Annotated in this window: 24 protein-coding genes, 1 tRNA gene and 1 other RNA gene; 14 read left to right on the forward strand and 12 right to left on the reverse strand. The window is 65.6% G+C overall.

Annotated features, from left to right (window positions below; all coding sequences use genetic code 11):
- Window positions 1-384 (reverse strand): hypothetical protein (locus O5O53_RS06320; RefSeq protein ID WP_269510063.1); only part of this gene is annotated, 384 nt, incomplete at its 3' end.
- 199 nt (window positions 385-583) lie between these two features.
- On the opposite strand from O5O53_RS06320, the gene O5O53_RS06325 reads away from it, so the two are divergent.
- The 3 genes from O5O53_RS06325 to O5O53_RS06335 are packed head-to-tail and all read left to right on the forward strand — an operon-like array spanning window position 584 to window position 3,255.
- The gene (locus O5O53_RS06325) at window positions 584-1,399 is read left to right on the forward strand and encodes a trimeric intracellular cation channel family protein (protein WP_269510066.1); all 816 of its coding nucleotides are present in this window, start codon (window positions 584-586) and stop codon (window positions 1,397-1,399) included.
- A gap of 41 nt (window positions 1,400-1,440) precedes the next feature.
- Window positions 1,441-2,283 (forward strand): trimeric intracellular cation channel family protein, encoded by an 843-nt coding sequence (locus O5O53_RS06330; RefSeq protein ID WP_269510069.1) that lies wholly within the window; start codon window positions 1,441-1,443, stop codon window positions 2,281-2,283.
- A 54-nt stretch (window positions 2,284-2,337) separates the two neighbouring features.
- On the forward strand, window positions 2,338-3,255 hold the full coding sequence (locus O5O53_RS06335; RefSeq protein WP_269510072.1) for a DMT family transporter: 918 nt from the start codon (window positions 2,338-2,340) through the stop codon (window positions 3,253-3,255).
- A gap of 394 nt (window positions 3,256-3,649) precedes the next feature.
- On the opposite strand, the gene O5O53_RS06340 is transcribed toward O5O53_RS06335, so the two are convergent.
- Window positions 3,650-4,765 (reverse strand): hypothetical protein, encoded by a 1,116-nt coding sequence (locus O5O53_RS06340; protein ID WP_269510075.1) that lies wholly within the window; start codon window positions 4,763-4,765, stop codon window positions 3,650-3,652.
- 382 nt (window positions 4,766-5,147) lie between these two features.
- On the opposite strand from O5O53_RS06340, the gene O5O53_RS06345 reads away from it, so the two are divergent.
- The 3 genes from O5O53_RS06345 (at window position 5,148) to O5O53_RS06355 (ending at window position 7,396) form a co-directional block, all read left to right on the forward strand.
- Window positions 5,148-5,468, forward strand: a complete 321-nt coding sequence (locus O5O53_RS06345; protein ID WP_269510078.1) for a hypothetical protein — start codon at window positions 5,148-5,150, stop codon at window positions 5,466-5,468.
- On the forward strand, window positions 5,458-6,852 hold the full coding sequence (locus O5O53_RS06350; protein WP_269510080.1) for an NAD-dependent succinate-semialdehyde dehydrogenase: 1,395 nt from the start codon (window positions 5,458-5,460) through the stop codon (window positions 6,850-6,852). The genes O5O53_RS06345 and O5O53_RS06350 overlap by 11 nt, the downstream gene beginning before the upstream one ends.
- 82 nt (window positions 6,853-6,934) lie before the next feature.
- The gene (locus O5O53_RS06355) at window positions 6,935-7,396 is read left to right on the forward strand and encodes a nucleotidyltransferase domain-containing protein (RefSeq protein WP_269510083.1); all 462 of its coding nucleotides are present in this window, start codon (window positions 6,935-6,937) and stop codon (window positions 7,394-7,396) included.
- Window positions 7,397-7,542: 146 nt separating this feature from the next.
- On the opposite strand, the gene O5O53_RS06360 is transcribed toward O5O53_RS06355, so the two are convergent.
- Window positions 7,543-8,343, reverse strand: a complete 801-nt coding sequence (locus O5O53_RS06360; protein ID WP_269510086.1) for an HAD-IIA family hydrolase — start codon at window positions 8,341-8,343, stop codon at window positions 7,543-7,545.
- A complete protein-coding gene (locus O5O53_RS06365; protein ID WP_269510089.1) occupies window positions 8,340-8,633 on the reverse strand; it encodes an acyl carrier protein in 294 nt (97 codons plus the stop codon). The genes O5O53_RS06360 and O5O53_RS06365 overlap by 4 nt, the downstream gene beginning before the upstream one ends.
- Before the next feature lie 17 nt (window positions 8,634-8,650).
- Between O5O53_RS06365 and O5O53_RS06370 the strand changes: the two genes are divergently transcribed.
- Window positions 8,651-9,532, forward strand: coding sequence for a YPDG domain-containing protein (locus O5O53_RS06370; RefSeq protein WP_269510093.1), 882 nt, complete (start codon window positions 8,651-8,653; stop codon window positions 9,530-9,532).
- A gap of 370 nt (window positions 9,533-9,902) precedes the next feature.
- Here O5O53_RS06370 and aceE read toward each other — a convergent pair whose 3' ends face one another.
- Entirely contained in the window at window positions 9,903-12,698 is a 2,796-nt protein-coding gene (aceE, locus tag O5O53_RS06375; RefSeq protein ID WP_269510524.1) for a pyruvate dehydrogenase (acetyl-transferring), homodimeric type, read from the reverse strand.
- A gap of 199 nt (window positions 12,699-12,897) precedes the next feature.
- On the opposite strand from aceE, the gene O5O53_RS06380 reads away from it, so the two are divergent.
- A complete protein-coding gene (locus O5O53_RS06380; protein WP_239357024.1) occupies window positions 12,898-13,308 on the forward strand; it encodes a DUF3052 domain-containing protein in 411 nt (136 codons plus the stop codon).
- A 93-nt stretch (window positions 13,309-13,401) separates the two neighbouring features.
- Here the strand turns inward: O5O53_RS06380 and O5O53_RS06385 are convergent.
- The 5 genes from O5O53_RS06385 to O5O53_RS06405 all read right to left on the reverse strand — a co-directional run bounded on the left by O5O53_RS06385 (window position 13,402) and on the right by O5O53_RS06405 (window position 16,244).
- Window positions 13,402-13,477 (reverse strand) — tRNA-Val (locus O5O53_RS06385).
- Window positions 13,478-13,751: 274 nt separating this feature from the next.
- Window positions 13,752-14,186, reverse strand: a complete 435-nt coding sequence (locus tag O5O53_RS06390; protein WP_269510096.1) for a hypothetical protein — start codon at window positions 14,184-14,186, stop codon at window positions 13,752-13,754.
- A 26-nt stretch (window positions 14,187-14,212) separates the two neighbouring features.
- On the reverse strand, window positions 14,213-15,139 hold the full coding sequence (locus tag O5O53_RS06395) for an SURF1 family cytochrome oxidase biogenesis protein (protein WP_269510099.1): 927 nt from the start codon (window positions 15,137-15,139) through the stop codon (window positions 14,213-14,215).
- Window positions 15,140-15,145: 6 nt separating this feature from the next.
- Window positions 15,146-15,622, reverse strand: a complete 477-nt coding sequence (locus O5O53_RS06400; RefSeq protein WP_269510102.1) for a low molecular weight protein-tyrosine-phosphatase — start codon at window positions 15,620-15,622, stop codon at window positions 15,146-15,148.
- Complete coding sequence (locus tag O5O53_RS06405) at window positions 15,612-16,244, reverse strand: HAD-IA family hydrolase (protein ID WP_269510105.1); 633 nt, start codon at window positions 16,242-16,244, stop codon at window positions 15,612-15,614. The genes O5O53_RS06400 and O5O53_RS06405 overlap by 11 nt, the downstream gene beginning before the upstream one ends.
- Window positions 16,245-16,280: 36 nt before the next feature.
- Between O5O53_RS06405 and O5O53_RS06410 the strand changes: the two genes are divergently transcribed.
- From O5O53_RS06410 to O5O53_RS06430, 5 genes are all read left to right on the forward strand, one after another.
- Entirely contained in the window at window positions 16,281-17,414 is a 1,134-nt protein-coding gene (locus tag O5O53_RS06410; protein WP_269510108.1) for a Nif3-like dinuclear metal center hexameric protein, read from the forward strand.
- Between the two features lie 9 nt (window positions 17,415-17,423).
- Window positions 17,424-18,104 (forward strand): zinc ribbon domain-containing protein, encoded by a 681-nt coding sequence (locus O5O53_RS06415; protein WP_269510111.1) that lies wholly within the window; start codon window positions 17,424-17,426, stop codon window positions 18,102-18,104.
- Window positions 18,105-18,107: 3 nt separating this feature from the next.
- Complete coding sequence (locus O5O53_RS06420) at window positions 18,108-19,250, forward strand: bifunctional RNase H/acid phosphatase (RefSeq protein WP_269510114.1); 1,143 nt, start codon at window positions 18,108-18,110, stop codon at window positions 19,248-19,250.
- A 193-nt stretch (window positions 19,251-19,443) separates the two neighbouring features.
- An RNA gene (rnpB, locus tag O5O53_RS06425) (RNase P RNA component class A) lies at window positions 19,444-19,834 on the forward strand.
- 26 nt (window positions 19,835-19,860) lie between these two features.
- On the forward strand, window positions 19,861-21,246 hold the full coding sequence (locus tag O5O53_RS06430) for an RNB domain-containing ribonuclease (protein WP_269510118.1): 1,386 nt from the start codon (window positions 19,861-19,863) through the stop codon (window positions 21,244-21,246).
- Window positions 21,247-21,259: 13 nt separating this feature from the next.
- Here O5O53_RS06430 and O5O53_RS06435 read toward each other — a convergent pair whose 3' ends face one another.
- Window positions 21,260-22,420 carry a galactokinase family protein gene (locus O5O53_RS06435; protein ID WP_269510121.1) on the reverse strand — a complete coding sequence of 387 codons (1,161 nt, stop codon included), beginning with the start codon at window positions 22,418-22,420 and terminating at the stop codon, window positions 21,260-21,262.
- 84 nt (window positions 22,421-22,504) lie between these two features.
- Here O5O53_RS06435 and O5O53_RS06440 point away from each other — a divergent pair, with 84 nt between their 5' ends.
- The gene (locus O5O53_RS06440) at window positions 22,505-22,711 is read left to right on the forward strand and encodes a hypothetical protein (protein ID WP_269510124.1); all 207 of its coding nucleotides are present in this window, start codon (window positions 22,505-22,507) and stop codon (window positions 22,709-22,711) included.
- 12 nt (window positions 22,712-22,723) lie between these two features.
- On the opposite strand, the gene O5O53_RS06445 is transcribed toward O5O53_RS06440, so the two are convergent.
- Complete coding sequence (locus tag O5O53_RS06445) at window positions 22,724-24,298, reverse strand: CYTH and CHAD domain-containing protein (RefSeq protein WP_269510127.1); 1,575 nt, start codon at window positions 24,296-24,298, stop codon at window positions 22,724-22,726.
- Between the last annotated feature and the right edge of the window lie 72 nt (window positions 24,299-24,370).

The raw sequence follows: 24,370 nt of genomic DNA on the forward strand, positions 1-24,370 counted from the left end.
GCGTTCCATTGTCGCCGCATAGGCCTCGTCGAATGTCATCGACGCTGCCGAATCGCGTTCGTCATCGTCGGGCCAATACCGCTTCGTCCAGGTCAGTGCCGCGGTGTCGTGGACATCGAACTCCACGGCAATGTCACGCACTGTCGCCTGCGAGGTCAATCTGCGTGCGACAACTTTTGCGATGGTCTCAGCGTCGTAGGCGCGTCTGGCACCGTCCAAGCTCTGGCCACGACGCTTGGCCGCAACCCAGTTGCCGACCGTCGCCACCGACGGTCGGCGACCACACGCGTGTTCAGCCCAGTCGCAGACCTCACGGGCAGACGACCCAGCCAAAAACCTCTCAACCGCACCAACGCGGATATCAGATGGAAAACCTGCGGGCATCGGAATACCTTCCAGCCCCCAACACTCCAACTTTTTGTCCGCGCTCCCAAATCGCCTGGTAGCCGGTTCTAGGTAGCCGGTTTCGGCCATGAGGGGGTCTCACGTTCCCCACCGCGCCAAGCCGCCCCCAGCAACCCCACACCGACCACCTAATGCCCGTCCAGACGCCGCCCCCACCGGAAAGCTAGCCTTGGCGCCCATGGACTTCTCTGATGACGTGGGCACTCTTTACTTTGTCCTCGAATACACCGGTGTGTTGTTGGCGGCCACGATCGGCGGGACCGTGGCCAAGCGGATGAACTTCGACATTGTGGGGTTCGCGTTCGTGGCGCTGATTTCGTCGTTAAGCGGTGGCCTCATGCGCGACGCCATACTTAACGACGGCCCCGCCGCCGCCATGACCAACCCCGGCTACCTGATCACCGCCACGATCGGCGGGCTGATCGCGTACTTTGCGCCCCTGCGCGGCAAGCTCTGGGAGAACTTCCGGTTCTACGCGGACGTGGTCACCATCGGTGTGTGGGCGGTAGGCGGCACGATCAAGGGGCTCAATGCCGAGCTGAGCTGGGTGCCGTGCGTGCTGCTGGCCGTGATCACCGCAACCGGCGGCACGCTCGCCCGAGATGTTGTGCTGCGGCAGATCCCGGCGCTGTTTACTAGCGAGAAGATGACGGTGTTCCCGGCGATCATCGCGTCGGTGATCATGTTGGTGCTCAACCGCTTCGACCTTGTGTGGGAGGGCATGCTGGCCGCCGCGATCGCCGCGCCGCTGTTTGCGTTGGCGGTGTACTTCGGAGGCGACAAGCTGTTGGGGCTCCAGACCAAGCGTCTCGAGCGCCCGCTGGAGGAGAAGATCGGCGAGGCGCTTGGCGTGGACACCGATTCGCGCCAGCCGGTCAAGTCCGGCGAGGACGTGCGCAACGCACTGGACAGCGCCTCGGACGAGCAGCTGATCCAGGCGCTGCGGGTGATGCTGCAAAACGAGGTGCGGCAGCGCACGGAGACCAAAACCTAAACCGGCCCCGCAGCGGCGCCAACCCCTTTACGATGGCGCGCATGTACTTCGACAACGTGCTCACCCCTGTGGGTTTTTCGTTTGCCGTGATGGATCTGATCGGCGTGTTCCTCAACGCTTTGATGGGCGGGCTTGTGGCCAGGCGGATGCGTTTCGACGCCGTCGGGTTCATGATCATCTCCATCATCTCCGGCATGGCCGGCGGCATGATCCGCGACGCCCTGATCGGATCCACCCCGGCGTCCGCGCTGCAGAACCCGTGGTACATCGGCACGGCGCTCGTCGGTTCGCTGGTGGCGTTCGCGCTGTCTATCGGCGGTCGCGCGTGGGAGCTGTTCCGCTTCCACGGCGACATGGTCATCGTGGGCGTGTGGGCGGTCACGGGCACGGTCACAGCGCTGCGTGCCGACGTCACGTGGTTCGGCTGCATCCTCATGGGCGTGCTCACCGCCACCGGTGGCATGGTCATCCGCGAGATGATGATCGGGCAGATTCCCAACATTCTCATTGACCGCCAGTTGTACGTGGTCCCGGCGATAGTGTCGTCGATAAGCGTGCAGCTCTTCTACGACCTTGGCTGGCAGTCGGTGGGCCTGGCGGTCTCCGCGCTGCTCGGGATTGCGCTGGGTGTGGCCGCGTACTGGCTGGATTGGTCGGTGCCGGGCGTGGAGGCGCTCGCGCCCGTGGACAGCTATTTCACGCGCATGAAGCACCGGGTCGGCGGCAAGCTTCCGCCCGTTACGTACCGGCAGCGCAGCGCCAACCCGACCCTGATTTCCGCGCCGACGCGTAAAGACGTGCGCGACGAGCTCGCCGCCATCGACGGCGACATCACCCACGAGGAGTTCATCGCCGCGCTCTACCGCGCCTACGGGCTGAAGTAGCTACCGCTGCGGGCTAGGGAAGTGGCCGCGCGCTCGGCGTGAGAAGATCGGCGCATGCTGTTGCTTGTGGCGCTCGCGGTAGGCGGGCTGATTCCGATCCAGACCGCGGCGAACTCCCGCCTGCGTATGAGCGTGGGGAACAAGCCGGTGGTCTCCGCGCTGGTGTCGTTTACGGTGGCGCTGCTTGTGGCGATCGTGGCGACGACGGTGCTGCAGGGCAACCCAATGCCGCAGTTTGACGACGGCGTGAGCGCGCCCTGGTGGGTGTGGCTCGGCGGCGCGATGGGCGTGTGCTTCGTGCTGGGCAACATCCTGCTGTTCCCGCGGCTCGGGGCGGTGCAGACCGTGGTTCTGCCGATTCTGGGTCAGGTAGTGATGGGCATGTGCATCGACCGCTTCGGCCTGTTCGGCGCGCCCGTGCTGCCGGTGACGTGGATGCGCGTGGCGGGGGCGTTGGTGGTGCTCGCCGGCATCGTTGTGGTGCTGCGGGCGGGGAAGCGGCCGCCTATCGACGGCGACGCGGCCGGCCTCGAACTCTGGCTGTTCCGCGCCCTTGGCGTCCTCGTCGGCGTGGGGTCCGCGGTGCAGACCGCGGTGAACGGCTACCTGGGCACCATCGCCGGGTCGTCGCTGCACGCCGGCGAGATCAACCTGGCCGTCGGTGCCTTGTTGCTGCTGGTGACAGTGCTGGTGACCAGCCCCCGCCAGCTTGCGCGGCGTCCGGAGCCGGGGCCGTGGTGGATGTGGGTCGGCGGCCTAGTCGGCGCGACCTTCGTGATCTCCGGCGCGACCCTGTCCCCGCTGCTGGGCACCGCCACCACCGTGATCGCGTTCAACGCCGGCACCATCGCCGCGGGCCAGGCGCTGGAGGCGCGCGGGGCGTTCGGCGCGCGGAAGAACCCGCTGACGGCGACGCGCCTGGCGGGCCTGGTGGTGATCTTCCTCGGCGTGCTGGCGGTGCGGTTGCTGTAGGGGAGATCAGCCGTCTGCTCCCATGACTGGGACTTGATCTTCCAATGTTCGAACGCGTCTCGTTAGGGACTCGTGACTGCAAATCAGCTTGTTTATGGTATCGCGGATCGAGATGCTGGTCCCTAAGTCAAAGGATGACTTCCGTTTCTTTTGGCTATCTTCTGATCGAGAATGGTTTGTTCGATCGCTCCCACGATTATCAAGTTTCTCCTGGGCTTCACCGTCCGAGTTAAACAGTTCGAATTCGTATTGTCGCTCTGTGTATCGAACCTTGGTGCGCTTTTTGGGATCGGTTGCCTCGGGATCCATACTTTCGGTGTTTATTGATGTGCTACCCATTTTCATCCTCTTGATTGGTCTAAGGGCGTCGGTACGCTTGACAAACGGTTGAATGTTACTTAAAAATTCGGGAAATGGCTGTCATCTGACGCCGGTGGCGGTTGAGTCGTACGACCAAGAACACCGTCAGGACTGTGAACGGTGCAAGTCCCCAGAAGAAAGAAACTAACCAGTACAGCGTCGCGAGTGGTATCAGAAGAAATAGAATGCTGAACAGCTCTGACCTGGACACCAGTAAGCCTTTCGATATGCGGTGACGTTTATGCTTGAATGCTGCATACTCGACACTGAGCCAGATGATGAAAAGCGTTACCCACACAATGGCGGTGTGATTGTCGATGGCAGTTACAAGGGGGAAATCTCGTCCACCAATCGAGACCTTGCGGTCGGCCAGCCGTCTACCAAGTCCTGTAGCTATTAGCCCCATCAGTATGTAAGTTAAGGAGGAAATGGTTACTAGAAGGGTGACCTCAAGATTCCTCTTGATTTTGCCGGTTCCCGGAAAGCGGTCAGCTAGCACAATGAATCGCTCAACTTCGTTGTCGCGGTAGGCGGTTAGTATTGTTGTCTGGGTCTTCGTATTTTCGGAGACCGACGCCAATTCACGTCTGAAACCTCGCGACGTTAATTTCAGGCTGTCACGTGCGACATAGCAGATCCCGAACACCAGAGCTGTAGTGACTGAGATTAACAAAACGTTTGGCGTGAATGCATAATGCATCAAATCGATTTGTCGGATCGCATGCGCTTTGGTATTCACTGCAAGAACCCGCAAGTACTCCCACACGACATTTAGGATCCCAACGGCCAAGATGGCGGAAGCCGCAACATATTGGACAGACTCGCCCGCGCTGGATTTAAATCGTTTGAGGGGATCGACCTCGATGGCGAAGTACAGGCCCACAAGCGCGACTACCCCCGTCAAAAATGCCCCGAGTGTCAGCGGGTTATTGGAGCCGAGGTCTCGGGCAAGCGCGTCGCCGTTTGTGTACAGCGTCGACGCTATTGACCCAGTTGCATAAAAGATCGCCCAAATTATGACCTGAGTGGCAACCATTGATCCCAAAAAGTTTCGCACAGTTGGATCCTTGGTATCCGGGAGGTGCTCTTCTCCTTGGATGTGGGGTGTACCGGCAATATCTTCTTGCTCCGATGTATCGGTAGGGGACACAGGCACTCCTATATTAAAGAAACCATAGAACGTTAATGCGTCTTATTATCCTATGTTGCTTTAATCGAATCCCACTATCAGTCTCCTCAACCTCAACCGAAGCTCGAACAAATAGGGGGATCAACCAGCGGTTGAGGGTTGCTCGAGTCAACTCGTGTGAAGCAATATCGGCCGAGAGAAATCAGAGGCCGTTGGGGAAGACGAACCTCTCGTCTCACACTCCGCCGCGCGCCGGGTCCGCCTAGTCACCGGGCCGGGCCGCGCGGCAGTAGCCGCCGGCACCCGCCGCGGCGCAAACATCCTGCCTAGTCACCGGGGTCGGAGTGTGCCGCCACCGATGCGGGCCGCCGCCACCAGGCGCCCGCAAGAAGGGTCCCCACCAATGACGACAACACTGGCCGCACCCACCTGCCGCGCCCCGCGCACCCGACTCGCGTGGACATTCTGCGTTGAGGGGATGGGGGTGCGGGAACGGCGGAGCGTCGAAAAGCAAATGCTCTTGCTTCCCGACGGCGCGCCCGGCGAAATCTGGTTCACCCGCTGGCAGCAGCGCGCGGACCGCACGTACTCGTGCCGCGAGACGATTTACGCCACGCACGACGAGATCGAGCCGTTCGCGCAGGCCATGGACCGGCTGTCGCAGGAGAAAAATTTTGTGGCGAGCCTCACGCCACGCTCCTACGATGGGCCGCATGTCTACTAAATACCGCGTACAAAACCCGAAAAACAACGAGATCGTCGAGTCCTTCGACTTTATCACCGACGACGCGCTCGAAACCGCGCTGACCACCGCAAACGACACGTTCAAGCAGTGGCGCGAGAGGAGCTTCGAGGAGCGCGCGGAGGTCCTTCGCAAGGTTGCGAAGCTTTTCGACGAGCAACGTGCCGAGCTGACCCGCATCATCGCAGAAGAGATGGGCAAGTCGGTCAAGGAGGGCGACGGCGAGATCAACGACGTCGTCGAGATCTTTAACTATTACGCCGACAACGGCGCTGAGTTCGGCGCCGACGAGGAGATCCCGAACCAGCGCGGCGGCACCTCCGTCATGCGCAAGGTCCCGCTCGGTGTGATCCTGGGCATCATGCCGTGGAACTTTCCGTACTACCAGGTCGCGCGCTTCGCGGCGCCGGCGCTGATGGCCGGCAACGTGGTGATGGTCAAGCACGCCGAGATCTGCCCGCGCTCTGCGGCGGCGATTGCCAAGATCTTCGACGAGGCGGGCGCGCCGAAGGGCCTGTACACGAACCTGTACGCCAAGCACTCGCAGGTCTCCACGCTGATCAACGACGACCGCGTCCAGGGCGTGTCGCTCACCGGCTCCGAGCGCGCCGGCCGCACCATCGCGTCCCAGGCGGGCCAGGCGCTGAAGAAGTGCGTGCTCGAGCTCGGCGGCACCGACGCCTACGTCGTGCTGGACGCCTCCGACGTCAAGGCCGCCGCGGAGACCGCGTGGAACAAGCGCATTGGCAACGTGGGCCAGGCCTGCACGTCCAACAAGCGCATGATCGTTATGGAGGACATTTACGACGAGTTTGTGCAGGCGTTGGTGGACCTGGCGGCGTCGTATAGCGAAGGCGACCCGCTCAACCCCGGCGACGGCAACGAGTTCTACCCGCTGTCCTCCCGCGACGCCGCCGAGCTGCTCGCGCAGCAGCTACGCCTGGCTGTCGAGGACGGCGCGAACCTGCGCGTCGGCGGCGAGGTCACCGGCAAGGGCGCCTACATCACCCCGGCCGTGATCACCGACATCCCCGTCGGCTCCGACTCCTACTACGAGGAGTTCTTCGGACCCGTGGCCGAGGTATACAAGGTGTCCTCTGAGGAAGAGGCGATCGAGCTTGCCAACAACTCCCGCTACGGCCTCGGCGGCGCCGTGATGTCCGAAGACGCCGAGCGCGCCAAGAAGGTCGCCGCGAAGATCGACACCGGCATGATCCACGTGAACATCCCGCAGGCCCGCGGCGCCGAGCTGCCCTTCGGCGGCGTGAAGGCGTCCGGCCTGGGCCGCGAGCTCGGCCCGCTGGGCATGGACGAGTTTGTCAACCACCAGCGCTTCTACGTCGCCGGCTCCGACTCGGCGGTGTAGTTGGGCTTTGGTCTAGGGGGCTGTGGTGTCACTTTTGACGCAGCTGTTTCAAAAATGAAACAAGCGTGTCAAGATTGACGCCATGAAGCTTCAGAACCCGTTCACTGCCATCTGCTCAGATGCGGATGCGGCGGTGCTGCTCTCGCTCGGCCGAGCGCCGGTGGAGCTCACCGCCCAGCAGGTTTACGGCCTGGCGGCGGGTCCGTCGCTGTCCAGCGTGCGCCGGAGTTTGGAACGGCTCGCCCGGACTGCGGTGGTTCATGAGCGGGTGCTGGGGCAGGCGAGGGGGTACTCGCTGAATCAACACCACCTGCTTGCTGGCCCGATCCAGGAAATCGCTCACTCGACCGAGGAGCTGTACTCCCGCATCGCGCAGTCCCTGGATACTTGGCCTGTGCGCGTGGCGGGGTGCGTACTTTTCGGTTCGGCGGCTCGCGGCGACATGGGGGATTCCAGCGACATTGATTTGCTCATTTTGGTGGACAGCGAATCGGTGGCGGTGCAGGCGGAAAATGGAGCGTACGAGCTATCCCGGCAGGTATAAGCCTGGACTGGGGTGCCCGCCAACGTTGTCGTGTGGACGCGCAACCAGGAAAACCCGGGCGCGATCCTTGAGAACATAGCGGGCGAGGGCAAAATCATATACGGTGACCCGCAAGAAGTTCAGGGGATTCTGAGGGGGATTGGTGGCTACTCGCCGTCCGCGTAAAACCCGTCGTCGAACGGGTCGCGGATGCGGTCCACCAGGTCCGCTACGGAGTCCAGGACCGCGGTGGGGCGGAAGGGGTACTTAGCTATCTCCGCGTCGTCGGAAATGCCCGAGCGCACGAGCACGGTGCGCATGCCCGCCTCGAGGCCGGCCTTGACGTCGGTGTCCATACGGTCGCCGATCATCACCGTGTTCTCGGAGTGCGCGCCGATGTTGTTGAGCGCCGAGCGCATCATCACCGGGTTGGGTTTGCCCACGTAGTAGGGGCGCATCCCGGTCACGGCGGTGATCATGGCGGCCACGGACCCGGTCGCCGGCACCACGCCCGCGGGCCCTGGGCCGGTGAGGTCCGGGTTGGTGGCGATGAACCGCGAGCCGTTTCGGATCAGGTTCGACGCGGTGGTCAGCGCCTCAAACGAGTAGGTGCGAGTCTCGCCCAGCACGACAAAGTCGGGGTCCGCGTCGGTGAGGATCCAGCCGATTTCGTGCAGCGCCGTCGTTAAGCCAGCTTCCCCGATGACGTATGCGGAAGCCACGCCCGCCTGCTGCGAGAGGAACTTCGCGGTGGCGGTGGCGGAGGTCCAGATGCGCTCCGGCTCGATGTCCAGACCCATGCGCATCAGCTTCGCGGAGAGGTCGCGAGGCGTCTGGATCGAATTGTTGGTCAGCACCATGAAGTCGATGTCTTCGCTGCGCAGCGCGCCGATGAACTCCTTGGCGCCGGGGATGATCTCGCCCTCGCGGTGCAGCACGCCGTCCATGTCGGTCAAATACGAAATCATTGGTGCTCCTCCACATAGTCAGCGAGATCCTGGGCGGTGGTGCGTTGGGCGTACACGTGCTCGTCGATAGGCACTCCAAATGCTTCCTCGATGCGAACCGCGAGCTCAATGCGGCTTAACGACGAAACCCCGCTCCTGTCCAACCTCGTCCCGGGCTCAATGTCGACGCCCGAGACGTCCTCCACGAGCTCCGCGATGCGCGCGAACGTGCCCCGCGCCTCCGCCTGCTCTTGGGCGTCCGTGTCGTCGGCGAGCAAGCCGCCAAGGTCCAACCGCTGCGAAAGTTCCATGCCGTTATGATAAGCGCATGCAACGCTTCGCACTTCCGGCCGTGGTCGTCGTCGCCGCTGGCCTGCTCGCGCCCGCCGCCTCCGCCGCGATGTCCGACGAGTATTCGCCGCACTTCGATCCGGCGCCGCGGCATGCGGCTGTGAAGCCGGGGGACGGGTATTCGGAGACCGTCGAATACGAGCTTCTCGGTGTGCCGGAGGGGACGAAGTGGAAGCAGACCGGCGAGGACACGCTGCGGAAGAAGGCGCAGCTGTTCAACGGGGAAACCGAATTTGTGGACAAGCCGCTCGGCGTCAGGCTGAACAACTACACCAGGGAAACACCCCCGCAGCCCGGCGAAAACGTCATCGACTTTTCGGTCCGCGTTTTGTTCCCGGACGGGTCGAATGAGCTGTATTCGCAGAAGGTCGCGCTGACCTCCGACGACGCGTTCTACTACAACCCGCTTTACGACGCCCGCGTCACCGCCAACCCCGGCCAGACCGTGACCTTGACGCCGGAGAACCAATACCAGCTGGATCTGCCGACGAACGCTCGTTGGAAAGTCACAGGCGGCGAGGGGTGGGACTGGAGCGTCGACCAGAAGACGGGCACCATCACCGCGACGGTGCCGACCGACTCCTACAGCGACGCAAACTTCGAGGTAGTCACTACGTTCGCGGATGGGTCGGAGCGCAAGACTTGGACCAGCATCGACAACTCTGGTGTCGGTGTGGAGCTGCCGGAGCCCCCGGCGGCGAAGCCGGATCAGGACTCGCCGGCGCCGGGCGGAGAGGGCGGCTCTAACGGGTCGTCCACGGCGCAGAAGGCCGCTCTCGTCTTCGGCATCCTGGCGCTGCTGGTAAGCGCCGCCGCCTTCGCGTGGCCGCAGCTGCAGCAGTTCCTGCCCAAGATGTAGGGGCCCCGGGCTCTCCCGGGGCCATCCCCGGGAATTTGTTCACTCGCGGGCTGCTAGCTGGTGAACAAACCCCTCATCTTCGCGGTGGTTTGTTCATTTTGCCCAGGTCGGATGTTCGAAAGGGGTGGGTTGATTCATCACGTAGTGAACAAATCCAGGCGTGCCGGTAGACGAGGACGCGCGGCCCAGACGCATCGCGGCGGAATCTGTCAGTCTGGCCCCATCGGCCCAGGTCGGCACAAAGGGCCGCCGTAATCTGTCAGGAATCCACCCAAGCCCCGCCCAAAACCACCCCAAAAAGGCACACGAAAAGGGGCGTTCCGCTACCGGGAACGCCCCTCCGTCGCTAGGCAGAAGGCCCTAACTCAAGCTACTCAGCGGCGTTCTCGTCGCCCTCGTCCTCGCCGTCGGTCTTGGCGGCGGTGGCGGTCGGGTCGTCGATCTTCAGGTCCTTCGCTGCCTGGGCGGCGACGGAACGGTCGATCTTGCCCTCGTTGGCCAGGCCGAGCAGGGCGGCGACGGCCATGGACTCGGCGTCGATGTTGAAGAAGCGGCGGGCGCCCTCGCGGGTGTCGGCGAAGCCGAAGCCGTCGGCGCCGAGCACGATGTACTGGCCTGGGACGTAGGCGCGGATCTGCTCCTGCAGGTCGGAAGCGAAGTCTGAGGTCGCGATGTACGGACCGGAGGTCTGCTTCAGCTGCTTGGTTGCGAAGGCCTCCTCGACATCTTCGCCCGGGTTGAGCAGCTGCTCGGTGGCCTTGGCCTGGCCCTCGCGGGCGAGCTCGGTCCAGGAGGTCACGGAGTAGATCGCGGCGCCGACGTTGTACTGCTCCTGCAGGATCTCCTGCGCACGCAGCGCCTGCTGCATGCCCACGCCGGAGGCGAGCAGGGAGACCTTGTTGTCCAGGTCCTTGCCCTCGTCGTAGAGGTAGATGCCCTTGTGCAGGCCCTCCACGTCCAGGTTCTCCGGGCGTGCCGGCTGGTGGTGCGGCTGGTTGTAGACGGTGATGTAGTACATCACGTTCTCGTCCTTGCCGGCGCCCTGGCCGTACATGCGCTCGATGCCCTTGGAGATGATGTACGGCATCTCGTAGGCGAACGCCGGGTCGTACGAGACAATGGCCGGGTTGGTGGACGCCAGGATCGGGGAGTGGCCGTCCATGTGCTGCAGGCCCTCACCGAACAGGGTGGTGCGGCCGGCGGTGGCGCCGATGATGAAGCCGCGGCCCATCTGGTCGCCGGCGGCCCAGAAGTTGTCGCCGGTGCGCTGGAAGCCGAACATCGAGTAGAAGATGTACATCGGGATCATCGGCTCGCCGTGGGTGGCATACGACGTCGCCGCGGCGATGAAGGAGGCCGACGAGCCGTCCTCGTTGATGCCCTCGTGCAGGATCTGGCCGTCGGTGGCTTCCTTGTAGGACAGCTGCAGGTCGTGGTCCACCGGCACGTAGTTCTGGCCGTTCGGGTTGTAGATGCCCAGGGTGGGGAACCAGGAGTCCAGGCCGAAGGTGCGGGCCTCGTCCGGGATGATCGGGACGACGCGCTTGCCCAGCTCCTTGTCGCGCATGAGCGCCTTGAAGGTGCGCACGAGCGCCATGGTGGAGGCGACTTCCTGCTTGCCGGAGTCCTTGAACAGTGCCTTGAAGGTCTTTTCAAACTCGGGCAGTTCCAGCGGGGTGTACTTCTCGCGGCGCTCCGGCAGGTAGCCGCCGAGCTCCTCGCGGCGGGCCTTGAGGTATTTGATTTCCTCGGCGTCCTCGCCCGGGTGGTAGTACGGCGGCAGGTACGGGTCCTTCTCCAGCTCTTCGTCGGAGATGGGGATCTGCTGCTTGTCGCGGAAGAGCTTGAGGTCTTCCAACGTCAGCTTCTTCATCTGGTGGGTGGCGTTGCGGCCCTCGAAGTTGTGGCCGAGGCCGTAGCCCTTGACGGTGTGGGCGAGGATGACGGTCGGCTTGCCCTTGGTCTCCAGCGCGCGCTTGTAGGCGGCGTAGACCTTGCGGTAGTCGTGGCCGCCGCGGCGCAGGTTCCACAGCTCCTCGTCGGTCATGTCCTCGACGAGCTTCTTGGTGCGCTCGTCGCGGCCGAAGAAGTGCTCGCGGACGTAGGCGCCGTCGTTGGCCTTGAAGGTCTGGTAGTCGCCGTCCTTGGTGGTGTTCATGATGTGGACGAGTGCGCCGTCCTCATCCTTTTCCAGCAGCTCGTCCCACTCGCGGCCCCACACGACCTTGATCACGTTCCAGCCGGCGCCGACGAAGAAGCTCTCCAGCTCCTGGACGATCTGGCCGTTGCCGCGCACTGGGCCGTCGAGACGCTGCAGGTTGCAGTTGATCACGAAGGTGAGGTTGTCCAGGCCGTACAGGGAGGCCATCTGGATCAGGCCGCGGGATTCCGGCTCGTCCATCTCGCCGTCGCCGAGGAATGCCCAGACGTGCTGCTGGTCGGTGTCCTTGATGCCGCGGTCCTGCAGGTACTTGTTAAAGCGTGCCTGGTAGATCGCGTTCATCGGGCCCAGGCCCATGGACACGGTGGGGAACTCCCAGAAGTTCGGCATGCCGTGCGGGTGCGGGTAGGACGGCAGGCCGCCCTGCTTGCGGGAGTGCTCCTGGCGGAAGCCGTCCATGTCGTCTTCGCTCAGGCGGCCTTCCATGAAGGCGCGGGCGTACATGCCGGGGGAGGCGTGGCCCTGGAAGAAGACCTGGTCGCCGCCCTGCGGTGCGTCCTTGCCCTTGAAGAAGTGGTTGAAGCCGACCTCGTACAGCGCCGCTGCGGAGGCGTAGGTGGAGATGTGGCCGCCGACCTTGATTCCGGGGCGCTGCGCGCGGTGCACCATCACTGCGGCGTTCCAGCGCATCCAGCGGCGGTAGCGCTTCTCAATCTGCTCGTCGCCCGGGAATTCCGGCTCGAGCTTGGTGGGGATGGTGTTGACCAGGTCGGTCGAGGACAGCGCCGGCAGCGGCACGCGCTTGGCGTTGGCGCGCTCGATCAGGCGCAGCATGAGGTAGCGGGCGCGCTCCGGATCGGATTCCTCCAGCAGCCCGTCGAGGGAGTCCATCCATTCCTGGGTTTCCTCCGGGTCTGCGTCGTGCAGGTAGGACGCTACGCCTTCGCGCAGCGAGAGAATGTTGGTGTCAACTTCGGACGCGTTCTTCACGCGAGCGTCTTCCATCTTGGTCTCTTTCTGGGCCACTTCAACCTCCTGGCTTCAGTCGGGCAATACGTCCCCAAGGATACGTGCTTACGCGCGCGCTTTCTTACAGCGGGTGGCCTTTGGTGAGACTAATCACGAGTTTCCAAGCATTCTTTGCTTCTCGACGTTAAGCTATCGCCCAAACCACACCATTTTGATACTTGGAGGACATGGAGATTTGAGTGCCACAGGAGTGGACACCTACGCATCCCGCCTGGGGGTAAAACCGGGTGATGTTGTGCAGGAGATCGGCTGGGACGAGGACGCGGATTCCGCCATCTCGGAGGCCATCGAGGATGCCATCGGGGCCGAGCTTCTCGACGAAGACGCCGACGAACCCTGCGACACCATCCTCCTCTGGTTCCGCGACGGCGACGGCGACCTCGTCGACGATCTCGTCGACGTCTCCCGCGGCCTCGGCCCCGGCGGCCGCATCTGGCTGATGACCCCCGGCGCCGGCTCCGCCTCCGCCGGGGTGGTCCCGCCCAGCGAGATCGCCGAGTCTGCCCAGCTCGCCGGCTTCATCCAGACGAAGGCGGACCGCTTCGGCGCCTGGCAGGGCTCCTGCCTCACACCCCGCAACCGCTAGCCCCGCCGGGTTCGCCGGGTTCGGGCCGCTGGTTCCGTCTTGGCGGCAACGCGAATGGTCCCGTTCCGGAATGCCGGAACGGGACCAATGATTTGGTGCGCCATGACGGGCTCGAACCGCCGACCTACTGGGTGTAAACCAGTTGCTCTTCCAGCTGAGCTAACGGCGCGCGTAGCAAGCAGAGTAGCAGAGCCGTTACGGGAAGCGAAAACTGCTGCTGGCTGGGTAACTCAGCTCATCTGGGCCGAGGATGCTTACCCCAGGATGCTTACCCGGCCAAGATGCTTACCCGAGGATACTTACTTCTCGAGTGGCGTGGCGGGCGCGGCCGGAGGTTCGTCGAGAAGTAAGCGTTTAGGAGTAAGCATCTAGCCTGGGGCGGGGTTTCGGTGCCCACAGACCCTGGGCAGGGGCGCCAGCAGAGGAGCGCGGGCAGTGCGGGGCTACAGCGCGCGGGACTCGACGGCGGCGAGGATGGCCAGCTCGAAGCAGGGGGAGGGGCCATCGAAGGGCACGTCGGCGACGTCCCACTCGGAGAACTGCACCCGGGCGGATCCGGCCGTGGAGCCCTTGGCGTCGGGGACAACGGAAAGGTCCCACAGTTCGACGCCGGCGGCGGCGCAGGCGCGGGCGGCGCGGGTTTCCAGGGAGCCGGGGCGGGCGAGAGCGAACAGAGCTTCGTCGGCGGCAGACTCGGCAAGTTCCGCGACCTGCGCCAACACCGCGAACGGGCGGGTGGGGAACACTACCGGGTGGTCGGCGACGGCGTCGTCGATGTCGTCAACCTCGATGTCATCCGCAAGACCAACACCCGCGGACTCGAGCGTGAACAGGGCGGAGTGGAGCTGGTCGGCGGTCGAATTCACGGCGGTAGACATCCGTCCCCCTCAACGATCAAGGAAAGCTAGCGTTCTTCTTCCTTATCGTAGGCCTTGGCCCACGGGTTGGCGCGGGAGGAGCCGTAGCGCTGGCGGGACCGGGCAGTGGAAACAGCGGGCACAGCGGGAGAAGGATCCGGGTCGGGGCTGCCGGCGGCGGTGGTGTCGTCGAGAAGCAATTGCTCCTGCTCGGCCTCGAAGCGGCGCCGCTCGCGGGAGTCGGCGTAGAGGAAGTAGATCAGGCCCGCTGGGGCGGCGAGGCCGAACAGGATCCACTGCAGCCCGTAGGAGAGGTGGTTGCCCGTTTCCAGCTGCGGCAGCGGGATCGGGTCGAGCACGCCCGGCTCGCCGCCGAGGAGCTGCAAGTACGGCGAGACCACATCGGTGCCGGTCAACGAGCCGACCTGGGCGGGGCTGATGGAGTAGACCATGTCGTAGCCCTGCTCGTGCATGGGCGGGTTGGGGTGCTCGCCTTCGTCGGCACGCAGTAGGCCGGTGATGGTGACCTCGCCGGAAGGTGCGGGCTCCACGGCGGGGACTTGGGTGGAGTTTTCGGCCTTCACCCAGCCGCGGTGGACCACGATCACGCGCCCGTCATCCAGGGCAAACGGGGTGAGGACCTGGAACGCGGGTGTGCCGTCGACGGGCCGCAGGCGCAGCAGCACGTCCTGGCCTGTGTAGTGGCCGGTGGCGACCACGCGGGACCACTCGGCGTCCGCCCCCAAGGAGCCGTCGGCACCCACGCGGGAGGACAGCGGCTCCGGGTCGTGCTCGAAGGCGGCGGAGATATGCTCGTTGCGCTCCACAAGCGCCTCGTTTTTGCCCAGCTGCCACGGCGCCAGGAACGTAAACGCGTAGTAGGAAAAGACGCCGATGAGAAGCGCCGCGATGACCCAGCCGGGGGTCAGCATCTGCCGCCACCACGGCTTCGGGGTCTGGTTTCTGGCGCTCACGCCGGGTCAGTCTAGTCGGTCGCGCACCCAGGCAATAATGCCGTCAGCTGCGCTCTCGATCTGTTCGCGCACCACCGTAAAGCCCTCGGGCCCGCCGTAGTAGGGGTCGGCCACGCCGACGCCGTCTTCGGCAGCGGGGTCGAAGGAGCGCAGCAGACGCACCTTCTCTTCCGGTACGCCGCGCGCGACCAGCTCGGAGACGTGGTTGGTGTCCAGCGCGACAATCAAGTCGGCTTGCTCCTGTGCAAACCCGAACTGCTGGGCGCGGTGCGCCTCGCCGTCGTAGCCGTGGGCGGCCAGTTCGCGCCGCGCCCGCTCGTCGGCTTTCTGCCCGACGTGCCAGCCGCCAATGCCTGATGACGTCACCGTCACCGCATCCCCCAGCCCCGCCTCCGCGAGCTTGTCCCGCACGATCACCTCCGCCATGGGGGAGCGGCAGATGTTGCCGGTGCAGACAAAATCGATGTGCAATTTAGAACTCACGGATGATCCTTTCCAGCTCGGCGGCGTCGCGCGCCACAAAGTCAGCCAAATCCCACTCTTCGGCAGCGCCGTAGCCCCAGGTCATGGCCACGCTCGGGATGCCAAATTCCTTCGCGCCCTCGAAGTCGTGCAGCCGGTCGCCGATCATCAGCGGCCGCTTCGGCGCCACCTCATCCAGCACGTGCCGGATCACGTCGACCTTCTTCGCGCGCACCCCATCATTGGACGCCGCGCCCAAAAAGTCGATGTGTTCCAAAAGCCCCGCGCGTTCCAAGGCGGCACGGGCGAAGCGTTCGCTTTTCGACGTCGCCGTGCACACGCCGTAGCCCTCCCCAGCTAAACGCCGCACTAGCGCATCCATCCCGGGGTAGACCTCGAAGCGCTGCCACCCCTCGCCGGACATGTAGTCCGAGTAGGAGCGCATGGCGGTATCTACCTGCGCAGCACTCATGCCGAGTGAGCGCATCGTCTCCGGCATTGGCGGGCCCGGGATGCGGCGGATGAACTCCTCCTCCGGCGCCTCCCAGCCCACGGCCTCCAGCCCGACTAAAAAGCCGTGCCGGATGCCGGGGAAGGAGTCGATGAGCGTGCCGTCGACGTCGAAAAGCAAAGTAGCGTTCACGCCACCCCACTGTTCCAAATTTGTAGGCTGGCTGCCATGACAGACGTAACAGTGCAGAAAGTTGTGGACGCGCTGGAGGCCGCTTACCCGCCCGCGCTGGCCGAAAGCTGGGACCAGGTGGGGCTGATCTGCGGCGACCCGGATGCGAAGGTGACCAAGGTGGCCTTCGCGCTGGACTGCACCCAGGAGGTGGCCGAGCGCGCCGTCGCCGCGGGCGCCCAGCTGCTGGTCGTGCACCACCCGCTGCTGCTTCGCGGCGTGCACTCGGTGGCGGCGAACACGCCGAAGGGCAAGGTCATCCACACCCTGCTGGCCGGCGGCTGCGCGCTGTTTGCCGCTCACACCAACGCGGATTCGGCCCGCCCGGGGGTGTCCGACAAGTTGGCGGAGCTAGTCGGTATCACGCCGGGCCGCCCGATCAAGCCGGTGCTCCTCGACGCCACCGACCGCTGGGGCGTGCACGTCCCGCCGGCAGCCGCCGCGGACCTGAAGCGCGCACTGTTCAGCGCCGGCGCCGGCGCGATCGGGGACTACCGCGAGTGCGCCTTCTCCGTCGAAGGCACCGGCGAGTTCACCCCGGTCGAGGGCGCGAACCCCACAGACGGAGCCGTGGGCACGCACTACACGGGCGACGAGATCCGCGTCGAGTTTGTGGCGAGGGCGAGGGACCGCCGGAGGATCGTCGAGAAGCTGCGCGAAGCGCACCCCTACGAAGAACCCGCGTTCGACGTGGTGCAGATGGCCGACACCCAGGACCTAGAGAAAGCGACCGGCCTGGGCCGCATCGGCGAACTGCCCGAACCGATGACGCTGCGCGAGTTCACCCAGCAAGTGGCCAACGCGCTGCCGGAAACCGCGTGGGGCGTGCGCGCCGCCGGCGACCCCGACCAGATTGTGCAGAAGGTCGCCGTTTCATCCGGCTCCGGCGACAGCTTCCTCGCAGATGTGGCGCGGCTCGGCGTAGACGTCTACGTCACCTCCGACCTGCGCCACCACCCCGTGGACGAGCACCTGCGCGCAGGCGGGTCCGCCGTGATCGACACCGCCCACTGGGCCAGCGAGTTTCCCTGGACCGAGCAGGCGGAGAGTATCGTGGCTCCGTTAAGCGTGGACACCGAGATCCTACACATCCGCACGGATCCGTGGACCATCTCCGCGCACCCCGAGTAAGGAGAAACGATGCACCTTTCCAAAGACCTGCAGCCCGTCCTCCTGCAGCTCGCGCAGGCAGACGCCGCGTCCTCGCAGCCGCGCGTGCGCCCCGAGGAGCAGGAGCTTCAGAAGCTTATCGACGAGCGCAAGCGCCTCACCGACGCCTCCGCCGCAGCCCAACTCGCAGTCGACGACATGGAGCTGGAAATCCTGCGCATCCAGGAAGACGAGCGGAAGCTGAAGAAGCGCGAGCTGGACGACAAGCGCCAGTTGTCCGCCGAGACCGATCCGGAGCGCCGCAAGGACCTCGAGCACGACCGCTACGCCGCGAAGTCCCGCATCGCGGACCTGCTCTCCGAGCTGAAGGAGGCGCACAACGAGATCGCCGCGCTGCGCAACAACCGCGACGTGCACGCCGCCCGCGTCGACGAGGCCAACCGCAAGGTCGAGGCCGCCCAGCGCGCCGTGGACGCCCTACCCGAGGAAGAGATCGTGGACACCGATGCGCTTCGGGCGCAGCTGCCTGACGACGTGCTCCGCGCCTACGACGACATCAGCGCCGCCAAGTTCAACGGCCGCGCCTGCGGCGGCTGCTTCATCCAGCTGCCGCCGGCCGAGCGCGCCGAGGTGCTGGCGGAGCCGGAAGACGAGCTTCCCACCTGCCCGAACTGCGGCACGCTGCTGGTGCGGGTTTCTCCGGCGGAGTAGCTGATGCAGGTATCGATGTACTGCGACGGCGGCTCCCGCGGCAACCCGGGTGTGGCCGGTTCCGGCGCGGTGGTCTACGACGCTTCCGGGGAAACGCTCGGCGAGATCGCCTACGTCGTGGGCAAAAAGTCCACCAACAACGTCGCCGAATACTACGGCCTGGTGCGCGGCCTGGATGCCTGCCGTGAGGTCGGGGCGACGCAGGTGGACGTGTTCATGGACTCCAAGCTGGTCGTGGAGCAGATGACCGGCCGCTGGAAAATCAAGCACCCGGACATGCAAAAACTGGCGCGGGAGGCGCGCGATTTGGCCTCCTCGTTTGAGAAGGTCACCTACACCTGGGTCCCCCGCGCGAAAAACAAAAAGGCCGACGAGCTGTCCAACGTGGCCATGGACGCCGCCGCCCGCGGCGACAAACCCGGCATCGTCAAAGGCACTGGCGTGTGGGTGGGGGAGAAGCGGGGGGAACCGGAGGACGTCGAGAAGCACACGCACCAGACCGCGAGCCCCGCGCAGTGGGCGGGTGCCGACGCGCCGCGCACCCGGTTCATCCTGCTGCGGCACGGGCAGACCCAGCACTCCGCCGAGCAGCGCTTCTCCGGCGCCGCCGAGCCCGAGCTGACCGACACCGGCCGCGACCAGGCGCGCCGGGCCGCCGACGCGCTGAAGAAGTTCGGGCGCATCGACGCCGTCGTCGCCTCGCCGCAGGCCCGCGCGCAGGGCACCGCCCGCATCGCCGCCGGGGCGCTCGGGCTCGACGTGGTTGTGGAGGAGGGGCTGCGCGAGATCGACTTCGGCGACTTCGAAGGGCTCACTCGCGACGAGGCCGTAGCGCGGGATTCGTCGGCGTTCGACGAGTGGCAGTCCTCGCCGAATAACGCGCCCCCGGGCGGCGAGTCGCTGACCGCGCTGCACCGCCGGGTTTCGCGCACACGGTCGAAGCTGCAGGAACGCTACGAGGGGAAGACCGTGCTGGTGGTCACGCACATGACGCCGGTGAAGTCGTTCGTCCGCCAGGCCCTCGGCGCCGGGCCGGAGCTGTTCAAACACCTGTTTTTGGACCTGGCCAGCATCAGCGTCGTGGACTACTACGGCGACTTTGGCGTGGTGCGCTGCGTCAACGACGTCGCCCACCACCGCGGGTAGGTTTCGGGGCTAGATGCTTACCCCAGGATGCTTACCGGGGGAGAATGCTTACTCCTAAACGCTTACTCCTCGAGTGGCCGCGAGAAATGCTCGGCAACGCTCTCGAGGGATAAGCATCCTGGGGTAAGCATCCTCGCACGATGCCCGACAGTTCCGTTCCAACCGGCGGAAAGCGTATGCTGTACCTCGCGAATGAGCCGGCCGGGCGGCCGCGGCACCGCGAACCACCGTTGAACGGGAAGGCGCGGGTCGAGGAAAGTCCGGACTCCACAGGGCACGGTGGTTGCTAACAGCAACCCGGAGCGATCCGCGGGAAAGTGCAACAGAAAGTAGACCGCCTCGGCAACGAGGTCAGGGTGAAAGGGTGCGGTAAGAGCGCACCGGCATCTGCGGTGACGCAGGTGGCCAGGTAAACCCCACCGGGAGCAAGGCAAGAGCCCCCGCCGCAAGGCGGAGGTCGTCGGACGTAGGCTGCCCGCCCAGTCCGAAGGTAGCTGCTTGAGGCGCCCAGCAATGGGTGGTCCAGATGGATGGTCGCCGCCCCGCACGGGGAACAGAATCCGGCTCACAGGCCGACTCATTCGCCCTTTTCGTGGCACGATGGCTTCCTATGAAGCTCTACGCCGCGCCCCTGAACTTCCGCTCGATTGCGCGCGAATTCGACGTGCGCACAACATTTGCGCCGGAGCTCCACGCCGAAGCCGCCCAGCTTGAGGACCGCTTTTCGTATTTGCGTATCGACGCCCGCTCCGTGCCCCTGGTCACCATTGATCCCGTCGGGTCGAAGGACCTGGACCAGGCAGTGCACATCGAGGCCCGCGACGGCGGCGGTTACGTGGTGCGTTACGCGATCGCGGATGTGGCTGCGTTCGTGGAGCCGGATTCTGCGGTGGCGGCGGAGTCGTTGGAGCGCGGCCAGACCATCTACCTGCCCGACGAGCCCGCGCGCCTGCATCCGGAGGAGCTTTCGGAGGGCTCTGCTTCGTTGCTTCCCGACGTGGATCGGCCCGCCGTGCTGTGGACGTTCGAGCTGGACGAGCGCGGCGAGGTCGACTCCGCACACGTGGAGCGCGCGCTGGTGCGCTCCGTGGCACGGCTGGATTATGAGGGCGTGCACGAAGACATGCAGGCAGGGACGGTGCACCCGTCGATTGCGCTGTTGGAGGAGGTCGGGCAGTTGCGGCAGCAGTCTTCGCTGCGCAGGCACGCGATCAACCTGCGCCTGCCGTCGGTGCGCGTGGTCGGCGACGGCGACACCTTCGAGCTGGTCATCGAGCCGCGCCACCCGGTCATGGACTACAACTCGGAGATCTCGCTGCTCACCGGCATGGTGGCGGGACGGATGATGGTCGACGCCGGGGTGGGATTCCTGCGCACGTTGGGCCCGGCGGATGAGGGCGGCGAGGCGGAGTTCCGTCGAGAAGCACGCAACCTGGGCTACGAGGTCGCAGGCGACATCGGCGAGTTTTTGGCCGGCGTGGACGCCGACACCCCGCGCGGGATGGCGGTGATGCGCGAGGCGCAGAAACTGCTGCGCGGGTCCGGCTATGTGGACCTGTCCGAGAAGCAGGCGGAGGTGCACGCCGGCATCGGCGGGTTCTACTCGCACGTCACCGCGCCCTTGCGGCGGCTGATCGACCGCTACGCCACCGAAGTCTGCCTTGCCATCTGCGCAGGTGAGGACGTTCCAGAGTGGGTCGAGCGCGACGCCCCGCGGGTGATCAAGACGATGGGGCGGTCCTCCCAGCTCGCCAACACGGTGGAGAAGGCGTGCCTGCACTTGACGGAGGCGACGGTGCTCGAGCCGTGGGTGGGGCACAACTTCGACGGAGTGACGTTGAAGAGCGGGGAGGACGCTGCTCGCGTGTTCATCGTGGACCCGCCGGTGCTCGCGCCGTCCGCGGGTGCGCCCGAGGAAGGCGCCGAGACGAAGTTCTCCCTCGTGCGGGCGGAGCCGGCGGCGCGCGAGGTCGGGTTCGCCTGGCCCGCTGACTAGGGGGCGGGAAGCCCTACCCCTCGAGGCGGGCGGGCTCGCCGGCGGCGACCTCCACCACCTCGAACTCGCGCGCCATCGCGGACGCGAACGCGTCCGCCTCCTGCACAGGCACGAACGCGATCACGGCGTCGGAGGTGCCGATGGCGGCGGGACGGGCGGCGACGGCGCCGCGCTCGCGGGCCAGGGCGACGAGAGCATCGGGTGAGGTCAGGCCGTGGGACTCGGAAGGCGAGTTGAGCAGGGTGAACAGCTCGTTGGCGCGGCGCGAGCGCAGGGCCTTCGCGGCGGCGAGGGAGCGCAGCGTCTCCGATTCGCAGAACTGCACCCAGCGCCGCGCGGCCTCCGGCTCCGGCGCATTCGAGTCACCTGCGGTGCGGCGTGCCTCGACCCATTGGACGGCGCGGCCGGGGGCGTCGGGAAGCTGGCGCAGCGAGGAGACGCCGAAGTTGGAGCAGGCGGCGTCGATGAACGCGCGGCGCTCGGCGATCGCGTCGCGGGACTGCGTAAACGGCGCGCCGAGCTCCTTCGACACGGAGAACACGCGCACGCCGTGGCGCGACGGGTGCGGCGCCTGGGTTAACGAGCCGTCGGCGTAGTCCACCACCGACACCCCCTCGGCCCCGCGCAGCGCCACCGAGTGGCGGGCGCGCAGCACCGGCTGCGACGAGTAGGTGGCCACGGCGTGCGAGCAGATCTCTGCAAGCCGGGCCCGGAACGGGGCAGTGTCCACGTCGTCGTGCGAACCTGCCAGCGCCAGCGCGATCGCAGCGTCGGCGGCGTACAGCGCGCCCAGGCCCGCGCCGACGGGCACGTCCGACTCCACGGTGATGTCCATGCCAGCGGTGTCGCGGGAGAGCACCTGGCGCTGCACCAGCGTGTGCACCAGCCCCCACCAGCGGAGGGCGAGGCCGTCGGCGGGTTGGTCATCGTAAGGCAATTGTGCCTTAAACTCCTGGCCGAGCGGGCCGTTGGCCGCAATAGAGATCACGCCGTCCGAACGCGGGTGCACCGCCGCGGCCGCGCGCAGCGACACCGTGCCCGCCAGCGTCACGCCACCGAAGTGGTCGACGTTTTCACCGATGAGCACCCACGTGCCCGGCGCGGATGCGACACGCCCAGACGCTGCGCTAACGCGCTCCACAGGGGAGACGGAGGGGGTTTCAAACAATGCCATGTCACGCTCCTTTTAACCGCCACCACACTACCAACCGCCCCGGTACAGTCGGACGGGTAAGCAAACCACGAAAGGAACGAAACAATGGCAGACGAGCAGTTCTACTACAACCCGACCACCGGCGAGGTCACCCAGGGCAAGGAAGCCGCCTGGGACAACCGCATGGGCCCCTACGCCACCCGCGAGGAGGCCGAGTCCGCGCTGCAGATCGCCGCGCAGCGCAACAAGAGCGCCGACAACCAGGACGAGGCGGACGACAACTGGGGCGAGGCCCCGTCCTGGGAGAAGTAGCCCGGGTAAGCCCTACGGCTTGATCTTCTTAAACGCCTTGCGCACCTCGCGCACGGCCTCGTCGTAGCCGCTCAAGGCCTGCTCCCCGCGGTCGAGTTCGCGCTGGTAGAGCATGCCGTAGCTGAAGGTGTCCTCGCCGCGTTCGCGGGCCTCCTCGGCAAGCCGCTGGATGCGGTCGCGCGAGGTCACAGCGTCCTGGAAGTCGCCCAGCTTGGATTGCAGCGCCTTGCACGCCTTCGCCAGTCGCCCCGCCTTCAAACCGGCGTCGGCCGCGGCGTTAGCGGAGTACCGCAGCTTCTTCGCGGCCTTGCGCACGTCGTGGACGTAGTCTTCGCGCTCGTGCAGCGGCAGGTCGGTGTCGTGGTAGTGCTCGTCGACCTTGTCGTGGCGCTTCTTCAGCTTCTTGTAGCCGCGTTTCAGGTGGTCGTAGAGGACCTCCTTCGACTCCGCCGGGGTGTCCTCAGACACCTCTTGCTTTGCGACGGGCGGCACGGCCAACAACCCGTCAATCGCGTCCAGCAGATCCATGAAGCGCTGAGAGTCGAGCATGGCCACGATCTCGGCGTGGGCCTCGTTGTAGTCGCGGCGCATATCGCCGGCGATGTGCGCGCGGGCGGCGTCGTCAACCAGCCCGGACTCGTCCGAATCCAGAAGCTCCAGGAAACGCTCTTCGACCACTTCGGCGTCGCGGGCCACGCCCAGCACGCCGGCGGCGTACTTCAGCTCGTCTTCAAGCGCGCCGAGCTGCTCGCCCTCCAAAACACCCTCGAACGTCTCCAGCAGGGAGCGCATTTCGCGGGTTGCCACGCGCAGCTGGTGCACCGAGTCGTACTCGTCGGCGCGCACGCGCGGCTCCCAGGAAACGATGGCGTCGCGCTGCTTGCGCAGGGAATCCACCACGGCCGCCGCCGGGGAGTCCGCCTCCAGCTCGGCCTGCATGTGCGGCGGCAGGGGAGCGGTCTTGACCGAATCACCCAGCGCGGTGGCCAGCTTCGACGGCGAGGACGACTTGCGCGCGCCCGCCGAGATCAAAAAGCTCGTGCCCTGGTTAATCAGCGTCTCGCCCGCTTCGGTGCCGGCGAGCGCCTCGGCCAGCTCGAGCTCCCACTCGCGCCAATTGGTGCGCTCGCCGCCGGGAAGCAGCGACCAGGCGGTGACGTGGTCGTCGCAAAACTCAGCGACCTCGCCCTCAGCACCGGCCAGCAGGATCTCCACGCGGCGGTTGTCCACCTGCGCCACCGGCGCAAGCTCTTCGGTGCGCACAATCGAGCGCACCTGGGCCAGAAGTTCCTCGGGCACGGCCGATGGATCGTCGAGAGGCATCCGCACCTCGTTGCGCCCGCCCTCCTTAGGCAGCTTGAGGTGCCAACCGTCATCCGCACCACCGGTGCGGCGGCGCAGCGTGATCTTGGAACGCGTCAGGCGCAGATCCTTCGTGTCGTAGTACACGGCGGAGAGGTTGTGCTCGCGCATGCTGGCGATTTCCTCCACGCCGGGCAGTTGCGTCAGGTCCGGCATGCCGGTGCCCTCGTCCACGGCGAGTTTGATCTCCACCTCGAGGAACTGCTCGGGTGCTTGTGCAGCCATGATCGTTGTCCTCCTTCAATGGTTTGTCACCCCCAAGCTTAGCCTGCTTTTCGACGCCCAAAGGTCGCTACA

It is taken from the genome of Corynebacterium faecium (genome assembly GCF_027257105.1).
Classification (GTDB): domain Bacteria; phylum Actinomycetota; class Actinomycetes; order Mycobacteriales; family Mycobacteriaceae; genus Corynebacterium; species Corynebacterium lehmanniae.

Coding starts and splice junctions, on each gene's coding strand:
- O5O53_RS06355 (WP_269510083.1), top strand. CDS start 6,935: ATGAAGCTTCAGAACCCGTTCACTGCCATCTGCTCAGATGCGGATGCG.
- O5O53_RS06420 (WP_269510114.1), top strand. CDS start 18,108: ATGCAGGTATCGATGTACTGCGACGGCGGCTCCCGCGGCAACCCGGGT.
- O5O53_RS06430 (WP_269510118.1), top strand. CDS start 19,861: ATGAAGCTCTACGCCGCGCCCCTGAACTTCCGCTCGATTGCGCGCGAA.
- O5O53_RS06330 (WP_269510069.1), top strand. CDS start 1,441: ATGTACTTCGACAACGTGCTCACCCCTGTGGGTTTTTCGTTTGCCGTG.
- O5O53_RS06325 (WP_269510066.1), top strand. CDS start 584: ATGGACTTCTCTGATGACGTGGGCACTCTTTACTTTGTCCTCGAATAC.
- O5O53_RS06410 (WP_269510108.1), top strand. CDS start 16,281: ATGACAGACGTAACAGTGCAGAAAGTTGTGGACGCGCTGGAGGCCGCT.
- O5O53_RS06335 (WP_269510072.1), top strand. CDS start 2,338: ATGCTGTTGCTTGTGGCGCTCGCGGTAGGCGGGCTGATTCCGATCCAG.
- O5O53_RS06445 (WP_269510127.1), bottom strand. CDS start 24,298: ATGGCTGCACAAGCACCCGAGCAGTTCCTCGAGGTGGAGATCAAACTC.
- O5O53_RS06415 (WP_269510111.1), top strand. CDS start 17,424: ATGCACCTTTCCAAAGACCTGCAGCCCGTCCTCCTGCAGCTCGCGCAG.
- O5O53_RS06435 (WP_269510121.1), bottom strand. CDS start 22,420: ATGGCATTGTTTGAAACCCCCTCCGTCTCCCCTGTGGAGCGCGTTAGC.
- O5O53_RS06365 (WP_269510089.1), bottom strand. CDS start 8,633: ATGGAACTTTCGCAGCGGTTGGACCTTGGCGGCTTGCTCGCCGACGAC.
- O5O53_RS06360 (WP_269510086.1), bottom strand. CDS start 8,343: ATGATTTCGTATTTGACCGACATGGACGGCGTGCTGCACCGCGAGGGC.
- O5O53_RS06440 (WP_269510124.1), top strand. CDS start 22,505: ATGGCAGACGAGCAGTTCTACTACAACCCGACCACCGGCGAGGTCACC.
- O5O53_RS06350 (WP_269510080.1), top strand. CDS start 5,458: ATGTCTACTAAATACCGCGTACAAAACCCGAAAAACAACGAGATCGTC.
- O5O53_RS06370 (WP_269510093.1), top strand. CDS start 8,651: ATGCAACGCTTCGCACTTCCGGCCGTGGTCGTCGTCGCCGCTGGCCTG.
- O5O53_RS06390 (WP_269510096.1), bottom strand. CDS start 14,186: ATGTCTACCGCCGTGAATTCGACCGCCGACCAGCTCCACTCCGCCCTG.
- aceE (WP_269510524.1), bottom strand. CDS start 12,698: ATGGAAGACGCTCGCGTGAAGAACGCGTCCGAAGTTGACACCAACATT.
- O5O53_RS06345 (WP_269510078.1), top strand. CDS start 5,148: ATGACGACAACACTGGCCGCACCCACCTGCCGCGCCCCGCGCACCCGA.